Source organism: Bradyrhizobium sp. CCBAU 21365, from assembly GCF_015291305.1.
In the GTDB taxonomy this organism is placed as follows: domain Bacteria; phylum Pseudomonadota; class Alphaproteobacteria; order Rhizobiales; family Xanthobacteraceae; genus Bradyrhizobium; species Bradyrhizobium elkanii.
This window is the reverse complement of the sequence record NZ_CP030036.1, coordinates 6,855,948-6,877,429: the sequence shown is the minus strand read 5'-3', so window position 1 is coordinate 6,877,429 and position 21,482 is coordinate 6,855,948. Positions and strand designations below refer to the sequence as shown.

Annotated in this window: 18 protein-coding genes; 12 read left to right on the top strand and 6 right to left on the bottom strand. The window is 65.9% G+C overall.

Going from position 1 to position 21,482, the window contains the following annotated elements; all coding sequences use genetic code 11:
- The first annotated feature begins 81 nt into the window (after positions 1–81).
- The 4 genes from XI02_RS32430 to XI02_RS32415 all read left to right on the top strand — a co-directional run bounded on the left by XI02_RS32430 (position 82) and on the right by XI02_RS32415 (position 4,930).
- Positions 82–1,017 (top strand): glycine--tRNA ligase subunit alpha, encoded by a 936-nt coding sequence (locus XI02_RS32430; RefSeq protein WP_172647382.1) that lies wholly within the window; start codon positions 82–84, stop codon positions 1,015–1,017.
- A complete protein-coding gene (gene glyS, locus XI02_RS32425; protein ID WP_172647383.1) occupies positions 1,017–3,113 on the top strand; it encodes a glycine--tRNA ligase subunit beta in 2,097 nt (698 codons plus the stop codon). Before XI02_RS32430 ends, glyS begins: the two co-directional genes overlap by 1 nt.
- A gap of 3 nt (positions 3,114–3,116) precedes the next feature.
- Entirely contained in the window at positions 3,117–3,710 is a 594-nt protein-coding gene (locus tag XI02_RS32420) for a bifunctional 2-polyprenyl-6-hydroxyphenol methylase/3-demethylubiquinol 3-O-methyltransferase UbiG (protein WP_172647384.1), read from the top strand.
- A gap of 119 nt (positions 3,711–3,829) precedes the next feature.
- Entirely contained in the window at positions 3,830–4,930 is a 1,101-nt protein-coding gene (locus XI02_RS32415; RefSeq protein ID WP_172647385.1) for a hypothetical protein, read from the top strand.
- A gap of 341 nt (positions 4,931–5,271) precedes the next feature.
- Here XI02_RS32415 and XI02_RS32410 read toward each other — a convergent pair whose 3' ends face one another.
- On the bottom strand, positions 5,272–5,631 hold the full coding sequence (locus XI02_RS32410; protein WP_026193153.1) for a DUF1236 domain-containing protein: 360 nt from the start codon (positions 5,629–5,631) through the stop codon (positions 5,272–5,274).
- 234 nt (positions 5,632–5,865) lie between these two features.
- On the opposite strand from XI02_RS32410, the gene XI02_RS32405 reads away from it, so the two are divergent.
- The 7 genes from XI02_RS32405 to XI02_RS32375 all read left to right on the top strand — a co-directional run bounded on the left by XI02_RS32405 (position 5,866) and on the right by XI02_RS32375 (position 14,434).
- Entirely contained in the window at positions 5,866–6,021 is a 156-nt protein-coding gene (locus XI02_RS32405) for a DUF3096 domain-containing protein (protein ID WP_016844375.1), read from the top strand.
- Between the two features lie 91 nt (positions 6,022–6,112).
- A complete protein-coding gene (gene ppdK, locus XI02_RS32400; protein WP_172647386.1) occupies positions 6,113–9,022 on the top strand; it encodes a pyruvate, phosphate dikinase in 2,910 nt (969 codons plus the stop codon).
- Positions 9,023–9,350: 328 nt separating this feature from the next.
- Positions 9,351–10,829, top strand: coding sequence for a cell wall hydrolase (locus tag XI02_RS32395; RefSeq protein WP_172647387.1), 1,479 nt, complete (start codon positions 9,351–9,353; stop codon positions 10,827–10,829).
- 190 nt (positions 10,830–11,019) lie between these two features.
- Complete coding sequence (locus XI02_RS32390) at positions 11,020–12,264, top strand: MFS transporter (RefSeq protein ID WP_172647388.1); 1,245 nt, start codon at positions 11,020–11,022, stop codon at positions 12,262–12,264.
- Positions 12,265–12,310: 46 nt separating this feature from the next.
- A complete protein-coding gene (locus tag XI02_RS32385; protein WP_172647389.1) occupies positions 12,311–13,297 on the top strand; it encodes an MDR family oxidoreductase in 987 nt (328 codons plus the stop codon).
- Between the two features lie 185 nt (positions 13,298–13,482).
- Positions 13,483–14,061 carry a hypothetical protein gene (locus XI02_RS32380; RefSeq protein ID WP_172647390.1) on the top strand — a complete coding sequence of 193 codons (579 nt, stop codon included), beginning with the start codon at positions 13,483–13,485 and terminating at the stop codon, positions 14,059–14,061.
- Between the two features lie 139 nt (positions 14,062–14,200).
- Positions 14,201–14,434 carry a hypothetical protein gene (locus tag XI02_RS32375; RefSeq protein WP_016844381.1) on the top strand — a complete coding sequence of 78 codons (234 nt, stop codon included), beginning with the start codon at positions 14,201–14,203 and terminating at the stop codon, positions 14,432–14,434.
- Between the two features lie 25 nt (positions 14,435–14,459).
- Here XI02_RS32375 and XI02_RS32370 read toward each other — a convergent pair whose 3' ends face one another.
- The 5 genes from XI02_RS32370 to XI02_RS32350 form a co-directional block, all read right to left on the bottom strand.
- Positions 14,460–17,165, bottom strand: a complete 2,706-nt coding sequence (locus tag XI02_RS32370; RefSeq protein WP_194483248.1) for a DUF2339 domain-containing protein — start codon at positions 17,163–17,165, stop codon at positions 14,460–14,462.
- A gap of 109 nt (positions 17,166–17,274) precedes the next feature.
- Positions 17,275–17,781, bottom strand: a complete 507-nt coding sequence (locus XI02_RS32365; protein ID WP_018273050.1) for a tyrosine phosphatase family protein — start codon at positions 17,779–17,781, stop codon at positions 17,275–17,277.
- 115 nt (positions 17,782–17,896) lie between these two features.
- Positions 17,897–18,508 (bottom strand): YfbR-like 5'-deoxynucleotidase, encoded by a 612-nt coding sequence (locus tag XI02_RS32360; RefSeq protein ID WP_016844262.1) that lies wholly within the window; start codon positions 18,506–18,508, stop codon positions 17,897–17,899.
- Positions 18,505–19,131 (bottom strand): DNA-3-methyladenine glycosylase I, encoded by a 627-nt coding sequence (locus XI02_RS32355; protein WP_016844261.1) that lies wholly within the window; start codon positions 19,129–19,131, stop codon positions 18,505–18,507. Before XI02_RS32355 ends, XI02_RS32360 begins: the two co-directional genes overlap by 4 nt.
- Entirely contained in the window at positions 19,128–20,018 is an 891-nt protein-coding gene (locus XI02_RS32350) for a folate-binding protein YgfZ (protein ID WP_244981137.1), read from the bottom strand. Before XI02_RS32350 ends, XI02_RS32355 begins: the two co-directional genes overlap by 4 nt.
- 119 nt (positions 20,019–20,137) lie before the next feature.
- Between XI02_RS32350 and XI02_RS32345 the strand changes: the two genes are divergently transcribed.
- Positions 20,138–21,472 (top strand): dihydroorotase, encoded by a 1,335-nt coding sequence (locus tag XI02_RS32345; protein ID WP_069278045.1) that lies wholly within the window; start codon positions 20,138–20,140, stop codon positions 21,470–21,472.
- Positions 21,473–21,482: the final 10 nt, after the last annotated feature.

Here is a 21,482-nt window from a genome sequence, read left to right as displayed (position 1 = left end):
TCCGGCATCGCCTTGATTCCATTGGCTGCCGCCGATACGGTCCCGCGCGCCTCACACCCCCTCGCGAGATCGATTCCAACGATGGACGCCCTGCCTGACCACATGCGCCCGGAACGTTCGTTCCAGGGCTTCATCCTGGCCCTTCAGCGGTTCTGGGCCGAGCAGGGTTGCGTCATCCTGCAGCCCTACGACATGGAAATGGGCGCCGGCACCTTCCATCCCGCGACCACGCTGCGTGCGCTGGGGCCAAAGCCCTGGAGCGCGGCCTATGTGCAGCCCTCGCGGCGGCCGAAGGACGGCCGCTACGGCGAAAACCCCAACCGCCTGCAGCACTACTACCAGTTCCAGGTGATCATGAAGCCGTCGCCGGCGAATCTTCAGGACCTGTACCTGAAGTCGCTGGCCGCGATCGGGATCGACGCCGCCGTCCACGACATCCGCTTCGTCGAGGACGACTGGGAAAGCCCGACGCTCGGCGCCTGGGGCCTCGGCTGGGAATGCTGGTGCGACGGCATGGAGGTGTCGCAGTTCACCTACTTCCAGCAGGTCGCCGGCGTCGAATGCGCACCGGTCGCGGGCGAACTCACCTACGGGCTCGAGCGGCTCGCGATGTATGTGCAGGGCGTCGACCGCGTCTACGATCTCAACTTCAACGGCCGCGAGGGCGCCGAGAAGGTGACCTATGGCGACGTCTTCCTGCAGGCCGAGCAGGAATATTCGCGGCACAATTTCGAAGTTGCCGACACCGCGATGCTGTTCGAGCAATTCAGGATGGCGGAAGAGGCCTGCCGCAAATATCTCGCCGCCGGCTGGCGCGAGGGTGGCAACAGTAAGGAACATCTGATGGCCTTGCCGGCCTACGACCAGTGCATCAAGGCGAGCCACGTGTTCAACCTGCTCGACGCCCGCGGCGTCATCTCGGTGACCGAGCGGCAGAGCTACATCGCCCGCGTGCGCGATCTGGCGAAGGCCTGTGGCGAGGCATGGATCCACACTGAAACGGGCAGGGCGATCTGATGCCCGATCTTCTCCTCGAACTGTTCTCCGAAGAAATTCCCGCCCGCATGCAGGCCAAGGCGGCGGACGATCTGCGCCGCATGGTGACTGACAAGCTCGTCGCCGAAGGCCTCGTCTATGAGGGCGCCAAGGCGTTCGCGACCCCGCGCCGCCTTGCGCTGACCGTGCACGGCATTCCCGCGCGCCAGCCCGATTTGAAGGACGAGCGCCGCGGCCCGCGCGTCGGCGGGCCCGAGCCCACGATCCAGGGATTTTTGAAGGCCACGGGCCTGTCCTCAATCAGCGAGGCAAAGATCCAGCACGACAAGAAGGGCGACTTCTACATCGCGCTGATCGAAAAGCCCGGCCGCGCCGCGATCGACGTGATCGCGGAAATGCTGCCGGTGATCATCCGCACCTTCCCCTGGCCGAAATCGATGCGCTGGGGCGCGCGCTCGGCCAAATCAGGCTCGCTCACCTGGGTGCGCCCGCTGCACGCCATCACCGCGACCTTCGGTCTGGAGACCGAGGAGCCTGACATCGTCAAGTTCTCCGTCGACGGCATCGAGGCCGGGCAGACCACCTATGGCCATCGCTTCATGGCGCCGGGTCCGATTTCGGTGCGCCGCTTCGAGGATTACGAGGCCAAGCTGCTCGACGCCAAGGTCGTGCTCGACCCCGACCGCCGCAAGGATACGATCCTGACCGACGCCAAGCAGCTGGCCTTCGCGCAGGGCCTCGAACTGGTCGAGGATCAGGTGCTGCTCGACGAGGTCTCGGGCCTCGTCGAATGGCCGGTCGTGATGATGGGATCGTTCGAGGAGCAATACCTGTCGATCCCGGATGAGGTGATCCGCGCCACCATCCGCAACAACCAGAAGTGCTTCGTGGTCAGGGACCCTAAGACGGGCAAGCTGACCAACAAGTTCGTGCTGACCGCCAACATCGAGGCGCCCGACGGCGGCAAGACCATCGTCGCCGGCAATGAGCGCGTGATCCGTCCGCGGCTGTCGGACGCGAAGTTCTTCTACGAGACCGATCTGAAGACCAAGCTCGAGGACCGGCTGCCGAAGTTCGAGCAGATCGTGTTCCATGAGAAGCTCGGCACCCAGGCGGAACGGATCAAGCGCATCGAGCGGCTCGCCGCCGAGATCGCGCCGCTGGTCGGCGCCGATGTCGAGAAGACCAGGCGCGCCGCCCGCCTCGCCAAGGCGGATTTGCTGACCGAAGTCGTCGGCGAATTCCCCGAGTTGCAGGGCCTGATGGGCAAGTATTACGCGCTGGCGCAGGGCGAGGACGCCTCCGTCGCTGCCGCGAGCGAGGAACATTGGAAGCCGCAGGGGCCGACCGATCGGGTGCCGACCGATCCGGTCAGCGTCGCGGTGGCGCTGGCGGATAAGATGGATACGCTCGCGGGATTCTGGGCGATCGATGAGAAGCCGACGGGTTCGAAGGACCCGTTCGCGCTGCGCCGGGCGGCGCTCGGCGCGATCAGGCTGATCGTCGAGAACACGCTGCGCCTGCCGATCCTGAGGACGGCCAAATCCGCGTTGGTCGGACTGTCGGTCAAGGCCGATGCCGAAACACTGCCGAAAGATCTGCTTGCCTTCTTCGCCGACCGCCTGAAGGTCCAGCTCCGCGACCAGGGCGCGCGGCACGATCTCGTCGATGCGGTGTTCTCGCTCGGCGGCCAGGACGATCTCTTGCTCGTCGTTCGACGCGTCGAGGCGCTCGGCAAATTCCTCGACAGCGACGACGGCAAGAATCTGCTCGCGGGCACCAAACGCGCCGGCAACATCCTCAGCATCGAGGAGAAGAAGGACAAGCGGACCTTCGATGGCGCGCCAGACGCCGCGCTCTACAGGCTCGACGAAGAGAAGGCGCTGGCTGTGGCGATCGACCAGGTGAAGGCCGAGGCCTCCGCCGCCGTCGCCAAGGAAGACTTCGCCGCCGCGATGAGCGCGATGGCGAAGCTGCGCCCGGCGGTCGATGCGTTCTTCGACAAGGTCAAGGTCAATGACGACGATCCGAAGGTGCGCGAAAACCGCCTGAAGCTGCTCAACGAGATCCGTGCCGCGACGCGCGCGGTGGCGGATTTCTCCCGGATCGAGGGCTGATCGATGGACCGCGCGACGCTCGCCGCTTACGACAAGGATGCGGCGGCGTTTGCGCAGGACTGGCACGACCAGCCGGCCCCGGTCGATCTGCACGACATCGTCACGCGTTTCTTCATCAAGGGCGGCGCGACCGCCGATATCGGCTGCGGCAGCGGCCGCGAGGTGGCTTGGCTGAATGCCCACGGCTTTCCGGCCGAAGGCTATGACGCCTCTGAGGGCCTGCTCACGGAGGCCCGTGCTCGCTATCCGACGTTGCGCTTTGCGCGCGCCGAGCTGCCTGACCTGTCCGGCATCGCCGCCGGCAGCTTTGACAATGTGCTGTGCGAGACCGTGATCATGCATCTCGATCACGCGCTGATCGTGCCATCGGTGCGCCGCATGCTCGAACTCGTGAAGCCCGGCGGCGTGCTCTATCTGAGTTGGCGCGTCACCGCAGGCGACGATGCGCGCGATGGGCACGGCCGGCTCTACGTGGCGTTCGATACGGCCTTGGTGCGGACCGAACTGGCGGCGGCCGAATTGCTGCTTGATGCCGAGGTCGTCAGCGCCTCGTCCGGCAAGGTTATTCACCGCATCATCGCGCGAAGACGGGACTGATCCGGCCTCCTGAAATATTTCGACACAATTTGCAATTTGTTAACCATGCCCTGCGAAGGTCCTGACGAAGCAACGATTTCTTAAGACATCGCCCCTCGCGCCAATGCAGGGACCGCCCGATGACCTCGATCGGCACCACGCCCAATCCCTACGCCCAATATGGTTCGGCCTATGCGCGGGCAGCAGCGACGCCCTCGCTGGCGGCGACCTTGTCGGGCGACGGCACCGCCGGCGATCTGTCGGCGTCCTCGACGTCCAACGCCGCAACCAACCTCACGCTGTCGGACGCCGCCCGCGCGCGGCTCGCCAAGGCGCCGCTGCCGGATTTTGCCACCGTCACCAGCGATGCACGCATCACGCTCGACCGGCTCTACACGGTCGCCGGCGTCAAGGCACCAATCGTCGACGGCAAGACCACCATCGATCTCTCGACGCTGGACCGTCGCTCGCTGTTTGCGATCTCGACCAACAATGGCGGCAAGTTCACGCCGGACGAGCAGGCGGTTGCCGCCACCGAACTGAAGCGGCGCTTCGACAAGGCGTTGGAACCGTCGCTGGCGACCACGCGCCTGACCGGCGACTACAGCGTCAGCTACAAGGCCGCGCTCGATTATCTCGATGGCGCGAGCGATGAGGAGAAGGCCACCGCAACCTGGGCCAGCCAGCGCGCCGCGGTGCTGAAGGGTGTTCAGGCGACGCAGCAGGATCCCAACACGGCGCCATCGGGAATTTCCGGCGATCCGGTCGCGGCCGCGCTGGCGGGGACGGCGCCTCCCACGAAGAGCACCACGCGCGACATCAGCAGCATCGCCAGCGACGTGCGCGCCTTCCTCGATCGGCAGAAGGGCGAGGCGGCGAAGAGCGGCAAGGAGCTGGTCTACGATTCCCGCCGCAAGACCGGACAGCTCGCCGACCTGTCCTCGCTCGACAACCGCTCGCTCTCGGCGATCTCGCTGAACCAGGACAAGAAGTTCTCCACCGAGGAGATCTTCGTGGCCAAGCAGGAACTCAACACGCGGACGCGTCTCGCCGTGCTCGACGCGCTGAAGCAGAGCCAGACCGCCGGCGATCCGCGCCAGTTCAGCCTCGGCATCCTCAAGCAATACTCCTCGATGAGCGCCGAGGAGCGCCAGGCGGCCAACTGGACGCAGGATTTCCAAGACGCAGCGATCAAGAGCTACAAGTCGACCTCGACGTTGCTCTCGATCCTGAAGTCGTAGATCGAGACGAGATAAGATTAGATCGAATAGCACCGCGAAGGCGGTTCGCTCCCTCTCCCGCTTGCGGGGGAGGGTGGGGGTGGGGGCTCTCTCCGCGAGTCACATCGCGGAGAGAGCCCCCATCCGCATCATCGCATCTTCGATGCGAGGCGACCTCCCCCGCAAGCGGGAGAGGTGAGCCAGTCCGCCGCAACACCGATTCAACATGACATCATGCTTTAGAACGGAAGAGCCCCGCCCGGAGGGGAGACCGGACGGGGCTTTCTGGTCCGGTCGATCCTCGCGCACATCCGCTTGCGCGGCGCCCGGACTGTCGTTCAGGCGATCGTGCTGACGTTGATCTAGTCGACCACCTGAACGATCCGTCGCGAACGCGGCTCGACCAGAACGGTCTCACCGTTCACGACGGTGTAACGATAGGGCGTCGCGCCGAACCGCTGCGGCACGTCGTAAGTGGTCACGCCGGCGTCCGGCAGCACGGTGCCGACCACGATGCGATCCGGAACCGTGTAGTTCGGCACGCGCTCGCGTACGATGTACTCACGGAAGGCCGGACGCTGCTCGACAGCAATGCCCTCGTCATCATCGACTGCAACCGGCGGGCCACCGCGGACGACGCCAACGGTCTGGGCCTGTGCGGCAACAGCCGGCACCGTGATCGCAGCAGCAACCGCTGCAACGGCAAGTATTCTGTTTCGCATGGCTCGCTCCATTCTTTTTCGGTGCGCGCCAGCCTTCGCCGATGCGCACGGCGAGCCAATGCATCGGCTGCGGTGATGTTCCGGAAAACCGCCGCCATATACGCGGCAATTTGGAGCAATTTTCGTGAGTTGCGGGAACTCTCAGGCCGTGCGGGCGTCTTGATGTGGGAACCCCCTCAGCGGATAAACTGCCGCTCGATTCGCTCTTCCAAGAAACCCCCGGAGAAAACTTCAATGACCATCACCGCTGGGCATCTGCCTGCTATCGTGGCTCTGATCGCAGGCGTCCTGATCCTGATCATGCCGCGGCTCCTGAATTACATCGTCGCGATCTATCTGATCTTCGTCGGGCTCGTGGGGATGGGTCTGCTGCGCTGGCTGCACCTCTAGCGGGAAAGCAGGGTTTCGCGGCTTGCGCGGAACCCCTCAAAATGGTGTAAGGCGCGCATCTTCGACCCCTCTTTTCGGATTGTTGTCTGACATGGCCAAAGCCGTCGCGAAGTCCAAGAAAACTGCCGAGAAAACAGCAGCGAAATCAAAGCCCTCCGCCGCAGCCCGCAAGGCCGCACCAGCGCGCAAGGCGCTGAAGAAGAGCGCCCCGAAGGCGGCGCCGAAAGCCGCCCCCAAATCGGCTGCAAAGCCGGCCGCAAAGCCCGCCAGCAAGGCGCCGGCGAAGGCCGTTGCGAAGAAGGCGGCCCCGGCTGCGATCAAGGCCGGCAAGTGGGTCTATACGTTCGGCGACGGCAAGGCCGAGGGCCAGGCGACCTTGCGCAATCTGCTCGGCGGCAAGGGCGCCAACCTGGCGGAAATGGCCAATCTCGGCCTGCCGGTGCCTCCCGGCTTCACCATTCCGACCTCGGTCTGCACCTATTTCTACGAGCACGACAAGACGTATCCGAAGGAATTGAAAGCACAGGTTGAGAAGGCGCTCGACTATGTCGGCAAGCTGACCGGCAAGACGTTCGGCGACGCCAAGAACCCGCTGCTGGTCTCGGTCCGCTCGGGCGCGCGCGCCTCGATGCCGGGCATGATGGACACCGTGCTCAACCTCGGCCTCAACGACCGCACCGTCGAGGCGCTCGCCGAACTCTCCGGTGACCGCCGCTTCGCCTATGACAGCTATCGCCGCTTCATCACGATGTATTCGGACGTGGTGCTCGGCTTCGAGCATCATCACTTCGAGGACATCCTCGATACCTTCAAGGACGGCCAGGGCTATTCGCTCGACACCGACCTCACCGGCGACGACTGGGTCGAACTGGTCGGCAAGTACAAGGAGGCGGTCGCCAAGGAGACCGGCCACGACTTCCCGCAGGATCCGCACGACCAGCTGTGGGGCGCGATCGGCGCGGTGTTCTCATCCTGGATGAACGCCCGCGCGGTGACCTATCGCAAGCTGCATGACATTCCGGAATCCTGGGGCACCGCCGTCAACGTGCAGGCGATGGTGTTTGGCAACATGGGCGAGACCTCGGCCACCGGCGTCGCGTTCACCCGCAACCCCTCGACCGGCGAAAGCAAGCTCTACGGCGAGTTCCTGATCAACGCGCAGGGCGAGGACGTCGTTGCCGGCATCCGCACGCCGCAGGACATCACCGAGGAAGCGCGCCAGGAATCCGGCTCCGACAAGCTGTCGATGGAAGCCGCGATGCCGGTCGCGTTCAAGGAGCTGACGCGGATCTATACGCTGCTCGAGAAGCATTACCGCGACATGCAGGACATGGAGTTCACGGTCGAGCAGGGCAAGCTGTGGATGCTGCAGACCCGCGGCGGCAAGCGCACCGCGAAGGCGGCGCTGCGCATCGCGGTCGAGCTCGCCAATGAAGGCCTGATCTCGCGCAAGGACGCGGTGACGCGGATTGATCCGGCCTCGCTCGACCAGCTGCTGCACCCGACCATCGATCCGGCCGCCAAGCGCGACGTGATCGCGACCGGCCTGCCGGCCTCGCCCGGCGCTGCCTCCGGCGAGATCGTGTTCTCGTCGGACGAAGCGGCCAAGCTGCAGGCCGACGGACGCAAGGTGATTTTGGTCCGCATCGAGACCAGCCCGGAAGACATCCACGGCATGCACGCCGCGGAAGGCATCCTCACCACCCGCGGCGGCATGACCTCGCACGCGGCGGTGGTCGCGCGCGGCATGGGCAAGCCCTGCGTCTCCGGCTGCGGCACCATTCGCGTCGATTACGGCCGCGGCACCATGAGCGTGGGGTCGCGCACCTTCAAGACCGGCGACGTCATCACGATCGACGGCTCGGTCGGACAGGTGCTGGCCGGCCGCATGCCGATGATCGAGCCGGAACTGTCCGGCGAGTTCGGCACGCTGATGGGCTGGGCCGACGAGGTCCGCAAGCTCGGCGTCCGCGTCAACGGCGATACGCCCGATGACGCGCGCACCGCGGTGAAGTTCGGCGCGGAAGGCATCGGCCTCTGCCGCACCGAGCACATGTTCTTCGAAGAGACCCGCATCCGCACCGTGCGCGAGATGATCCTCTCCGAGGACGAGCAGTCGCGCCGCGCCGCGCTGTCGAAGCTGCTGCCGATGCAGCGCGCCGACTTCGTCGAGCTGTTCGAGATCATGCAGGGTCTGCCGGTCACGATCCGCTTGCTCGATCCGCCGCTGCACGAGTTCCTGCCGCACACCCAGGCCGAGATCGAGGAAGTGGCGCGCGCCATGAACACCGATCCGCGCAAGCTCGCCGACCGCGCCCGCGAACTCTCCGAGTTCAACCCGATGCTCGGTTTCCGCGGCTGCCGTCTTGCGATCGCCTACCCGGAGATCGCCGAGATGCAGGCGCGCGCGATCTTCGAGGCCGCCGTCGAGGCCGGCAAGCGCACCGGCAAGCCGGTCGGTCTCGAGGTGATGGTGCCGCTGATCGCGACCAAGGCCGAGTTCGATCTGGTCAAGGCGCGGATCGATGCGACCGCCAACGCGGTGATGAAGGAAACCGGCGTCAAGCTGAGCTACCAGGTCGGCACCATGATCGAGCTGCCGCGCGCCTGCCTGATGGCGGGCGAGGTGGCCGAGACCGCGGAGTTCTTCTCCTTCGGCACCAACGACCTGACGCAGACCACCTACGGCATCAGCCGCGACGACGCCGCGAGCTTCCTCGGCACCTATGTCGCCAAGGGCATTCTCGAGATCGATCCGTTCATCTCGGTCGATCGCGACGGCGTCGGCGAACTCGTCAGGATCGGCGTCACCCGCGGCCGCAAGACGCGGCCGAGCCTCAAGGTCGGCATCTGCGGCGAGCACGGCGGCGATCCCGCGTCGGTCGCGTTCTGCCACGAGGTCGGGCTCGACTACGTCTCGTGCTCGCCCTATCGCGTGCCGATCGCGCGTCTCGCCGCAGCGCAGGCCGCGCTCGGCAAGGAGATCGCCAGCCAGGCGTGAGCGATTATGTAGTTCAGAGAAGTGCAATGGCCGGGACCAAGTCCCGGCCATTTTTGCTTCTTGCGTGCGCCGTCGTCAGCACGCAGCGACGGTGGCGCGTAACACCTTGTTCACCATCTTCGTTGACCTGTCGTTTACGACTTTCATGCGCCGCGCGTTTACCAAAGCGCGCAATGCAACATGCGAAAGATGCGCGATCGCTTGAGTGTAGCGCGCGAGCAACGCCGATTAACTCCGCGGCAACCTAAACGGTTTAGCAACGAGAAAGGTCGAATTGCGCGGATGTACCGCGTTCGATTGCACTCAGTAAGCGTTGCGTGAGCGTACGATGTTTGTGTCGCGTAACCAGCCGAAGGGCGCACGTCTTGCGCTCTTCGGTCTCGGTCTTGGCATCTTCGCACTGATGCCGACCGAGATCGGATATCAGGATATTGCCTCGCTCCTGGCCCGGCAGCCCGGCGTCGCCGAGCGCTGGCAGAAGCGCGTCTTCGCCTCCGCCGTCGGCTCCATCCAGGTCGCGACCTACAGCTTCGGCCGTCCGATCGGCACGTCCGCGCCGCAAAGCCCGCAAATCCTGCTCGCCAGACTGGACAGTTCGAACCTCGACATTACCGGAACGGTGACGCGCAATCCGATCGCAGCCCCGCCGCCGCGCTACCAGGCATCCGATTTTCCCAAGGTCGATCGCACCCTCAAGGGCGATCGCCTCGTCGTCAGGCGGCCCGATCAGGTCGAACCGGCGGAGCCCGCAAATACCGCGCCGGCGAACGAAGATCCCGCGACATCGAATTCGTCGGTCAAAGGCATGAAGACCGCGACCGCGCCCGCCGACAGCGCGCCGCTCGATCCTGAATTGCAGGAGGCGCTGCGCGCGCCGCCCTTGCCGCAATATGCCAAGCCGTCGCCGCAGCAGGACGACGTGTCGCTCTCGCTCGAGGCCAACCCGCTCGACGATCTGAAGGCCGCGCCCGCGAAGCCCGCGGCTGCGCCCGCCGACGCGGCGCGCGAGCGCGACCCGTTCGCATTCCAGACCGCCAGCCTGTTCTTCGGCTCGTCGCTCGGCACGCCGGAGAATCTCGAGCGCTGGCAGCCCGGCGAGGCGCCGGTTGTCGTGACGCCGGCAGCAACGCCCGATCCCGACATGAAGGTGATGGCATCGTTGCCGGTCGATGCCGACGGTCCGGTCAAGGCCGGCGAGATGGGCGAGAGCATCGCGCCGAAGGGCGAGGTCAATGCCGACGACCAGCACACCAAGACGCCGGCGGAGCGGCTCGGCCTGTTCGACGAGAAGTCGCGCGCCAAGTCGGAGAAGTGCCTCGCCGAGGCGGTCTATTTCGAAGCCCGCGGCGAAGCGGTGCGTGGCCAGATCGCGGTCGCCCAGGTGGTGCTGAACCGCGCCTTCTCCGGCAAATATCCGGAGACGGTGTGCGGCGTGGTCTACCAGAACAAGAACCGCCACTACGCCTGTCAGTTCACCTTCGCCTGCGACAACATCCCTGACGTCGTCCGCGAGCCCGACATGTGGGATCGCGCCAGGAAGATCGCGAAGGCGATGCTCGACGGCGAATTGTGGCTGCCGGAAGTCAACCGCTCGACCCACTACCACGCCTACTGGGTGCGGCCGTCCTGGGTCAGCGAGATGAAGAAGATGTACAAGTTCGGCGTCCATACCTTCTATCGCCCGCGCGCCTGGGGCGACGGCAGCGACGCGCCGAGCTGGGGCAACCCGGCCGAGACCGCCAAGATCTCGGCGCAACTTGCCGAGGCCGCCCAGAGCTCGGCCGAGCAGGCCAGCGCCCGGCGATAGGGCCCTCCGCCTCCCGTTCCGCGGCCGGCGTGCCCCGGAATGACGGTCATCATCCTCTCCGATTCTGCAGAGCAGCCCTGCAGGCGAATATTTTTCTCCGGCCCCTCTTGGGGTTTTCATGCACCTGCATTAACTCCCCGTAACGTTCGGCGGGGCGGCTCCCCGCGCAGCAGTTGCGGGGGAAGACAAGATGGCCGCTACCACCGGGGATCTTCGATCGACGTCGGGCACGTGGCGCACGCCGCTTGTCATCATCGTCTGCGGCTGCGCGATTGCGCTGCTGAGCTTCGGGCCGCGCTCCAGCCTCGGCTTCTTCGTGCAGCCGATGAGCCATGAATTCACCTGGGGCCGCGACGTGTTCGGCCTCGCGCTGGCGCTGCAGAACCTGCTGTGGGGGCTCGGCCAGCCGATCGCCGGTGCGATTGCCGACCGCTTCGGCCTGCTGCGCGTCATGGTCGTCGGCGCACTGCTTTACGCCGCGGGTCTGTTGCTGATGCGCTATTCGACGACGCCGCTGTCGCTCGATATCGGCGCCGGCGTCCTGATCGGTTTCGGCCTGTCGGGCTCCTCGTTCAACCTGGTGCTGTCGGCATTCAGCAAGCTGTTGCCGCCCGCGCAGCGCGGCATCGCGCTCGGCGCCGGCACCGCCGCGGGCTCGTTCGGCCAATTCCTGTTCGCGCCGTTCGGCGTCGCGATGATCGACAATTTCGGCTGGCAGACCGCGCTCCTCGTGTTCGGCGCGCTGATGCTGCTGATCCTGCCGCTGTCGCTGGCGCTCTCGACACCGCCGGCGGAGACGAATGATGCCGCGCCGGCCGATCAGCAGTCGTTCAAGACCGCGCTGGCGGAGGCGTTCGGCCATCGCTCCTACGTGCTGCTGGTGCTCGGCTTCTTCACCTGCGGCTTCCAACTCGCCTTCATCACCGTGCATCTGCCGGCCTATCTCGCCGACCGCGGCATTCCGGCATCGACCGGCGGCTGGGTGATCGCGGCGATCGGCCTGTTCAACATCGTGGGCTCGCTCAGCGTCGGCTGGCTGCAGAACGTTTTCCCGAAGCGCTACATCCTGTCGGTGATCTACTTCACCCGCGCGCTGTCGATCATCGCCTTCATCTCGTTCCCGATCACGACCTTCTCGGCGATTGCGTTCGGCGCCATCTCCGGCCTGACCTGGCTCTCCACGGTGCCGCCGACCTCGGCGCTGGTGGCGCTGATGTTCGGCACGCGCTGGTTTGCGACGCTGTACGGCTTCGCCTTCGTCAGCCATCAGGTTGGCGGCTTCCTCGGAGTCTGGCTCGGCGGCATCGTGTTCGAGCAGTATGGCTCCTACACCCCGATCTGGTGGCTGTCGGTGCTGTTTGGCGTGCTGTCGGCGCTGATCAACCTGCCGATTGTCGAAAAGCCCGTCGTTCGCCCGGTTGCGCAGCCTGCCTGATGGGGTAAACCATTCCCCGAAACCAAGATTACGGGGAGTGCACATCGTGGCAACGTTCAAGGCAATCAGGATCGACAAGGCGGACAAGGGTACCACCGCCGCACTCACCCAATTCGACGAAGCCGAGCTGATGGACGGCGACGTCACCGTCCTCGTCGAGTGGTCGACGCTGAACTACAAGGACGGCCTCGCACTGACCGGCAAGGCGCCGGTGGTGCGCCGGTTCCCGATGATCGCCGGCATCGATTTCGCCGGCACGGTCGAGCAATCCAGCCATCCGGACTGGAAGGCGGGCGACAAGGTCGTCTGCAACGGCTGGGGCATGGGCGAGACCCATCTCGGCGCCTACGCCGAAAAGGCCCGCGTCAAGGGCGACTGGCTGGTGCGGCTGCCCGACGGCATCTCGGCCCGCGATGCGATGGCGGTCGGTACCGCCGGCTATACCGCGATGCTCTCGGTGCTGGCGCTGGAGAAGCACGGTCTGACCCCGAAGAGCGGCCCTGTGGTAGTCACGGGTGCCGCCGGCGGCGTCGGCTCGGTGGCGATCGCCGTGCTCTCGAAGCTCGGCTACCACGTCATCGCGTCGACCGGGCGGATGTCGGAGACCGATTATCTCAAGGGTCTCGGCGCCACCGAGGTGATCGACCGCGCCGAACTGTCAGGTGCGCCCAAGGCCCTGGCGAAGGAGCGCTGGGCCGGCGGCGTCGACAGCGTCGGGTCGACCACGCTCGCCAACCTGCTGTCGATGACGAAGTATGGCGGAGCCATCGCGGCCTGCGGTCTGGCAGCCGGTATGGATCTGCCGTCGTCGGTCGCGCCCTTCATTTTGCGGGGTGTGTGCCTTCTCGGTATCGATTCAGTAATGTGTCCGATCGAGCTGCGGAGGACTGCCTGGCGCCGTCTTGCCAGCGACCTGGATAAGGCGAAACTGGCTGATATCACTCACGAAATCGCCCTGGACGAAGTCATGGGCTTTGGCGCGAAAATCCTCGGTGGCCAGGTCCGCGGCCGCATCGTGGTCAAAATAGTCTGAGGACGTTCAGACTTTACCAACCAAGCTGCTCCAATGTTGCCACTGTTGGTATGGTAAGCAGCGGGTAAAGAGACTTGCGGCATGATCCCGGGGGGCCGGGTTTCCTCGCGCAGACGCCGAAAAGCGTTGGTGCGGGGTCATGCGCAACAAGGAGCGAGTGCCCGCGCTCGTCAGTGGAGTAGCTCATGCTTGCGCGTTTGGTGTTGGGGGCCGTCACGGCCGGAGCGATGGTCGTGCCGGCAATCGCGGGCCAGATGAACGCCGATGAGGCCCGCAGGTTCGTCGCCGGCAAGGTGTTCGAGTTCACCTGTTTCGATGGCACCCGCGGTGCCGGCCGCATCCTCGACGATCTGGGCGCGGCAGGCTCGGTCCAGTTCTCCGGCTCGGGGCCGATCCGTCACCTGCGCCTGCCCGGCAACACGCTGCAGATCCGCGGTCAGAGCGTTTGCGCGTCCCTGAAGGGCATTCCGTTCGAACCGTGCTTCAATCTCGACAAGCAGGACGACCGCTCGTTCCGCGGCTCGGTCTCCGGTATGGGCTTTGCCTATTGCGATTTCCATCACCAAGGCGGCCAGCAGATGCTGATGGCGCGCGCGGCGGCGCGTCCGCGCTCGCTGCATCCGCGCACCCGATCCGCGGATGCCTCGCAGACCGAAGTGTCGCGCGTTGAGACGCCGCAGGTCGGAAGCGCGAAGCTCGAGCCGGTGAAGGCCGAGCCCGCCAAGGTCGAGAGCGCGCCGGAATTGCGCCGCTCCACCGACTAACCTTTCATCTGCGCGCTAGCGGGAATAGCGCCGCCAAACCGTAGTCATACGGATGGCGGTCGCCACGCCTTGCTCGCTACTCAATACCTGGCGTTCGCCGCGAGGCGGGACATTGGGGCCTCTGATTTTGAGTAGTCATATGGCGCAATATTTTTTTCGAATCAGTGACGGCGATTACGCTGGTGCATCCGACCACGCGACGGAGTTTGAAAGCCGCGACGTGGCCTGGGCCGAGATGACCAAGGTCTGCGGAAATTTTCTCGGCAGCATTTCGCGCAATCTGAAGCAGAACAGCGAATGGCACATGGAGCTGCTCGACGAGGGCAGAAAACCCGTGTTCAGGATTCGACTGGTCGCCGAGTCCGTCGACTGAAGGCTGTCTTTCGGGACGGCAGGTCCTAACCCTCAGCCTCCGCGAGCGGCGGAGCGGTTCGCCTGCGAAACAGGATCCGCTGATACAACCAGCCGATCGCGACCAGCACGATGCCAAGGCACATGAACGACAGCGCGCGGTAGACACCCGTGAGCGTCGACATGTCGATCAGGAACGCCTTCAGGATCGTCAGCCCGATCACCGCAGCAGACGCGAGGCGCGCCCGCTGCGAGTTGACCATGACGCCGATGCCGAGCAGCGCGACGCCGAACATCAGCCAGGCGATCGAATAGGTGTACTGCTCCGCGCCCGTGGTCTCGCCGCGCGTTAGCACCGGTCCATGGTAGAGCCTGCGGATTTCGAACGTGACATAGGCGAGCGCAAGCACCAGCGCGGCGGCGGCGATCGTGTTGGCATAGCCGGCAGGACGGTGGCGCGCCACCGCATAGGACAGCAGCAGCGCCAGCACCGCCGGCAGCGCGTAACCGAGCAGCAGCAGATTGATGAAGCTGCCGCCGACGTCCTGCCACCACAGCATCGGGTTCTCCAGTGCCAGCAGCCCGAACAGGCTGGCAAGCCCGGCGAACGCGGTCAGCAGGATCGCGCCGACATTGTGCACGATGCTGCCGCTACGCAGGCGCAGCCGCTCCAGTCCGATCGCCATCGCAAGCGTCACGCCGACTTGCAGTGCGACCTCGGTCAGCCCGGCGCTGGCGTAATAGACATCGCCGCTGTTGACCGCGTGGCGGATCTCCATGAAGGCGAGCAGCACCGTGAACAGGATCGCGGCGGCCTCGACGATGCGCAGCGGGACGTCGTCGCCGCTGCGGCGCAGGAAATGGCTTGCCGCCCAGAATGACAGCGCCGGCACGCCATAGCCCCACAGCAGCCAGTTGAAGATCGGCGTGGTGCCGACAGCGTCGCCCGCGATCCGCGGCTCATAGCCGATGCGCAGCATCACGATGCCGGCCAGGATCGCGGCAAGCCAGCGCAGGAACGGAATCGGCCGCCGCACCGACAGCCACGCCGTGCCCATCGACACCAGCGCGAGCGCGATGGTGAGCCAGCCCTTGTCGAGTGCGAAGGTCAGCGCCAGCGCCAGCGAGGCGAGGGCGCCGGTGGCGGACAACGCAATCGACGGCGACAGCTCCGGCCGCTCGCCGCGCCGGGTCAGCGCCTCGGTCGCGGCTGCGTAGGCCGCCGCCAGCAGCACGGCGAGGATCGCGAACGGGATCGAACGGTCGAGATGCGCGATGCGTGCATAGAGCGCGACCAGCAGCGCGACCGGCGTGAACACCGCCGCCGCGGCCCAGGTCACCGTGACCTTCGTCGTGGCAAAACGGAATTGCGCGAGGAAGCCGGCGATGCCGAAGGCGGCTGCGAACAGCGCCGCGGTGACGAGATGCAGCGAGACCGAGCCATCAGTCGCGGACGGACCAATGCCGGGGATCGCGCCGCCCGGCAGCACCAGCATGTCGACGTTGCGGCGGACGGCCCATTCGCCGAACACAATGAACACGAAGATCGACGCGGCGCCGATCGCACGGGTAGCGGCAGGCGCCCGCCAGGCGACAGGCAGGCTTGCGGCTGTCAGCAGCGCAAAGCCGATCATCGCGGTGTCGGCGTGGGCGCTGTTGAGCACGATCAGCATCGCACCGAGCAGATAGGCGGCGAGCGAGCCCGACGAAATCGGCTCGATCTCCTCACCATCGCCGTCGGGGCCGAACATGAAGCCGCAGACCACGAGCAGCGCCGCCAGCACGAAGCCTGCGATCACGTGGAAGACGTGCGGCGCGATCATCTCGGGCCCGCACGCCAGGCATGGGAAGGTCCACAGCAGCGCGAAGGCGATCGTCGTGACCGCGAGCCAGCGCCACAGCCGGATGCGGGCGAGGCCGAATGCCGCCGCCGTGACGATGGCGAGGTAAATGTAAAGCGACCAGAAGTCGGGTTTGTCTGACGACACCAGCAGCGGCGTGACGAAGGCGCCGACGGTGCCGAGCCCGGCCAGCGCAGGTCCGTGCAGCAGCGCGGCGGCCAGCGTGCCGAGCGCGACCATGCCGAGCAGGATGAAAGCGGTTGCGGGCGCGAGGAAGTCGTACAGCGCGTAGGCGGCGTAGACGGTGGCGAATGCCACGGCGGTGCCGGCCGCGGTGAGGATCGCCGGGATGTTGGCGATCGGCAGCGCCGCGATATTGGAGATGCCTTCCTGGCGCCTGGTCCATTCACCGGCGCCGAGCAGCGCCAGCGCAAACAATCCGCCGAGCATCGTGCGAACGCCGGGGCCGAGCAACCCCGCCTCGATCGAATAGCGCACCATGAAGAAGCCGCCGAGCGCGAGCGTCAGGCCGCCGATCCAAACCACCCAGCGCGTGCCGAGCGTCTCCTCGAAGCCAGGCGCCGGCTGCGGCGGCGCCGGCGGTTCTGGCAGGGGCGGCGGTGCGGCGCCTACAGCGTCCGCGGCTGGCTCGCTCTGCGCGGCTGGCTCGCCGGGAGCGGCCTCCGGGAGCGGTGGCGGCGTGATGGAAGGCGCCGTCGGCAGCGTCTGCTCGAACTCCTGCATAGGGGCCAGCGGCGGCGGCACGGCCGTCCGCGCGGCGGCGCCGCCCGCGGCCTCGATCGCATCCAGCCGTCGCTGCAGGAGGTCGATCCGGCCCAGCGCCTTGCGCGCGAAAATGATCGCGACGATGGCGAGGACGAGCGTCAGGAAGTCGAATGGCGAATCGAACATCGGGCCTCCGGCAGGACGCGCCGGACTTGGCCAGCCGGCGGCCCGTCGCAACCTAGTAGTGCAGTAAGGAGGACCGGAAGTTCAAGCGATCGGCCGTCACCGGCCGCGCTTAGTCCAGATCGATGTGGAAAGGCCGCCCTTCGACGCTCATGCTGCCGGGACCCATCGCGTCGAGTGCGCGCAGCATCCGGCCCTCGCGTCCCAGCGCCTTGTCGGCGAGGCTGACGATCAGCCGGTTGGGGGCCGCGATCGGCGAGGCCTCGCGGATCATCCGGGCGATGGACATTTCGTCGCGGTGCGGGTTGAGCGCGCAGACCGTGGCAAATGCGCTCGCGGTCGAACGGCTGATGCCGGCGTAGCAATGCACCACCATCGGTGCTTGGCGATCCCAGCCGCGCACGAAGCTCAGCACCTTCTCGATATGCGTCTCGTTGGGCGCAACGAACCCGTCCATCTGTTCGATGATGTCGTCCATCGACACTTTCAGGTGGTTGGCCGGCAGCACGGAGGGCGGCCGCTGAACCTGGTCGACATTGGCCATCACGGTCAGTACATGGCTGGCGCCGGTGGCGCGAACCGTGTCGGAGAGTGCGGCAAGCGAGCAGACGTGAAGCATGATGGTCCTTTTATCGGGTACACCGGATTATAACGGCTGCTCCCGAACGGGCAAAGGCGGGGGTGCTATGCCGATTCTGCGTTTTGCGGCGCAACCGGCGGCACGTGTGCCGCTCCTATGACGCGTGCAATGCCTTGAAGCGCTCGAGAAACTGCTTTTCGGCCCGCGCTGCGGTCCACGGCGTCAGATAGTCGCGTTCGGTCGCTTCGGGCAGTTCCGGATCGCGGCCGAACAGCCGCTTGGCCTCGGCTTGCGAAAATCCCGCCAGATGCGTCGCCTCCAGATACGCGGCGCCGCGATCGGCGGCCTTGATCTGCTGGGTGATCTCGTCCGCCAGCACCGCGGGCAGGCCGAAGCGGACATGGATCGCCGACAACAGCCGCTTCTCCACCGTCTTGTATTCGCCTGACAGCACCGCCTTGAACGGCGAGATCATGTCGCCGATGACATATTCGGGTGCGTCATGCAGCAGTGCGGCGAGACGATGGCTGATATCGACGCGTGGCATCTGCTGGCGCATTACCGCCTCGACCAGCAACGTATGCTGCGCCACCGAGAAGATGTGCGCGCCGCTGGTCTGACCATTCCAGCGCGCGACCCGCGCCAACCCGTGCGCGATATCGACGATCTCGATATCGAGCGGTGACGGATCGAGCAGGTCCAGCCGGCGTCCGGACAACATCCGCTGCCAGGCGCGGGTAGCCTCCGTCGATTTGCGCGCCGTCATTTTTTCTTGAGCCGCGGCGTGCGGAGCTTGCCGCTGCAGGCTTCGTGGCAGAAGCAGGTGACGAGGTGGTCGTTGACCATGCCGGTCGCCTGCATGAAGGCGTAGACGATGGTGGGGCCGACGAATTTGAAGCCGCGCGCGCCGAGCTCCTTGGAGACCTTGATCGAGACCGGCGTCGAGGCCGGCACACTCGCGGTGGTCTTGAATTGATTGACCTTCGGCTTGCCGTCGACGAAGTCCCAGAGGAATTTCGAGAAGCCCGGGCCTTTCTCCATGATCTCCAGATAACCCTTCGCACTCGCCACCGCGCCTTCGATCTTGGCGCGGTTGCGGACGATGCCGGCGTCGTTCATCAGCGCGTGCACCTTCTTGTCGTTGTAGCGCGCGATCTTCTCGGGCTGGAAATCGTCGAAGGCTTTGCGGAAATTCTCGCGCTTGCGCAGGATCGTGATCCAGGACAGGCCGGCCTGGAAGCCGTCTAGGATCAGCTTTTCATAGAGTGCGCGGTCGTCATATTCCGGCACGCCCCATTCATTGTCGTGATAGGCGACGTAGAACGCATCCTCGCCCGGCCAGGGGCAGCGTGTCTTGCCGTCGGGATGCAGTTGCGCGGTACGGCTCATGCGACGGTCTGCTTGGGTGTGATGCGGACGGCGTCAGGTTCGGCGAGGTGAAGCGACAGCCCGCCCGCGGTCAGCGCAAGGCCGGCATCGAGCGCGTCGGCGACGCGGTCGATGCGCACGAGCGCGAGACCTTTCTCGCCGGCGGTCGAGCCGATGGTGCCGACCTGCTTGTCGCCGGCCAGGATCGTTGCGCCAGCCTCTGGCGCGGGGCCATCGAGAATGATCTTCACTGTGCGAGTGCGCGCCGTGCCGCGGTGCTGCATGCGCGACACCACCTCCTGGCCGACATAGCAGCCCTTGTCGAAATCGACGCCGCTCAGGCGATCCATATTGGTCTCGTGCGGGAAGGCGTCGCCATACATGAAGTCGAGCCCGCCGCGCGGCACTCCGGTGGCGATCCGATGCGCCTCATAGGCGCTGGAGTCGACGAGGTCGGCACCGATCAGCTCGGCGAGCTTCTGCTTCAAATCTTCCGGGATCAGGATGCGCCAGCCGAGCGTGGGGGTGCGCGGATCGGCGAACGCGAGATCCGGTGTCGCCACCGGATCGCCATCCCAGGCTGCCAGCACACCGAGGCTGTCGGAAAGGTTCTCGACCACGACCTTGGCGCGCAGCTTGTAGAAGCCGAGCTTGTCGGCGAGGCCCTTGGCGAGCGCGCGCGGCGCGTCGATCAGGAAGCCGCCGCCATGGCCGGCAGGTATCTCGGTGATCAGGAAATCGACGATGATCTTGCCCTGCGGCGTCAGCAGCGCGCCAAACCGGGCCTGTCCCGCGCGCAGCTCGGCGATATCGGCGGTGATGAGGCCGTTGAGGAAGTTGCGGGCGTCCTCGCCAGAGACCTTGACTACGCCCCGATCTGGAAGAAACGCTGCTTTCATTCGCAAAATTGGCTCTTTTTCCAAGTTCCTTGGGAAACGCGCAGGCCGCGATATCCCCTGCCAAGCTAAGGCGCTAGAGTGCGCCGAACAAGGCCCGGGCGACAGCCGAAAGCGGGCGTCGAGGACCGATGAATCAGCATTTTGACACCATTCTAAAATCCGGCACCGTGGTCAATCAGGACGGCGAGGGCGTGCGCGATATCGGTATCGCGGGCGGCCGCATCGCCGCGATCGGCTCGCTCGGTCAGGCTTCGGCCGGCGAGGTGATCGACTGCAAGGGCCTGCACATCCTGCCCGGCGTGATGGACACCCAGGTGCATTTCCGCGAGCCGGGGTTGACCCAGAAGGAAGACCTCGAGACCGGCTCGCGCAGCGCGGTGATGGGCGGGGTCACCGCCGTGTTCGAGATGCCGAACACCAATCCGCTGACGGTCACCGAAGAGGCGTTCACCGACAAGATCAAGCGCGGCCGCCATCGCATGCATTGCGATTTCGCGTTCTTCATCGGCGGCACCCGCGAGAACGTGCAGGACCTGCCGGAGCTCGAGCGCGCGCCGGGCTGTGCCGGCGTCAAGGTGTTCATCGGCTCCTCCACCGGCGCGCTGCTGGTCGAGGACGACGAGAGCCTGCGGCGGATCTTTCAGGTGATCCGGCGCCGCGCCGCGTTCCATGCCGAGGACGAATATCGCCTCAACGAGCGCAAGCCGCGGCGGATCGAGGGCGACCCGCGCTCGCATCCGGTGTGGCGTGACGAGACCGCCGCGCTGATGGCGACCGAGCGCCTGGTCAATCTGGCGCGCGAGACCGGCAAGCGCATCCACGTGCTGCACATCTCGACCAAGGAAGAGATTCTGTACCTGCGCGACCACAAGGATGTCGCGTCCTGCGAGGCGACGCCGCACCATCTCACCATGGCCGCGCCGGAGTGCTACGAGCGGCTCGGCACGCTGGCCCAGATGAACCCGCCGGTGCGCTCGGCCGATCATCGCGCCGGCATCTGGTACGGCATCGAGCAGGGCATCATCGACGTGCTCGGCTCGGACCACGCGCCGCATACGCTGGAGGAGAAGGCCAAGAGCTATCCGGCCTCGCCGTCGGGCATGACCGGTGTGCAGACGCTGGTGCCGCTGATGCTCGATCACGTCAATGCCGGGCGGCTGTCGCTACAGCGCTTCGTCGATCTCACCAGCGCGGGGCCCGCGCGCCTGTTCAACATCGCCTGCAAGGGTCGCATCGCGGCGGGTTACGATGCCGACTTCACCATCGTCGACCTGAAGCGGAGCGAGACCATCACCAACAAATGGATCGCCTCGCGCGCCGCCTGGACGCCCTATGACGGCGTGCGGGTGCAGGGCTGGCCGGTCGGCACCTTTGTGCGCGGCAGGCGGGTGATGTGGCAGGGCGAAGTCACGACACCGTCCACCGGTGAACCGGTCCGGTTCCTCGAGACGCTGAAGCAGTAGGTTCGCGTTT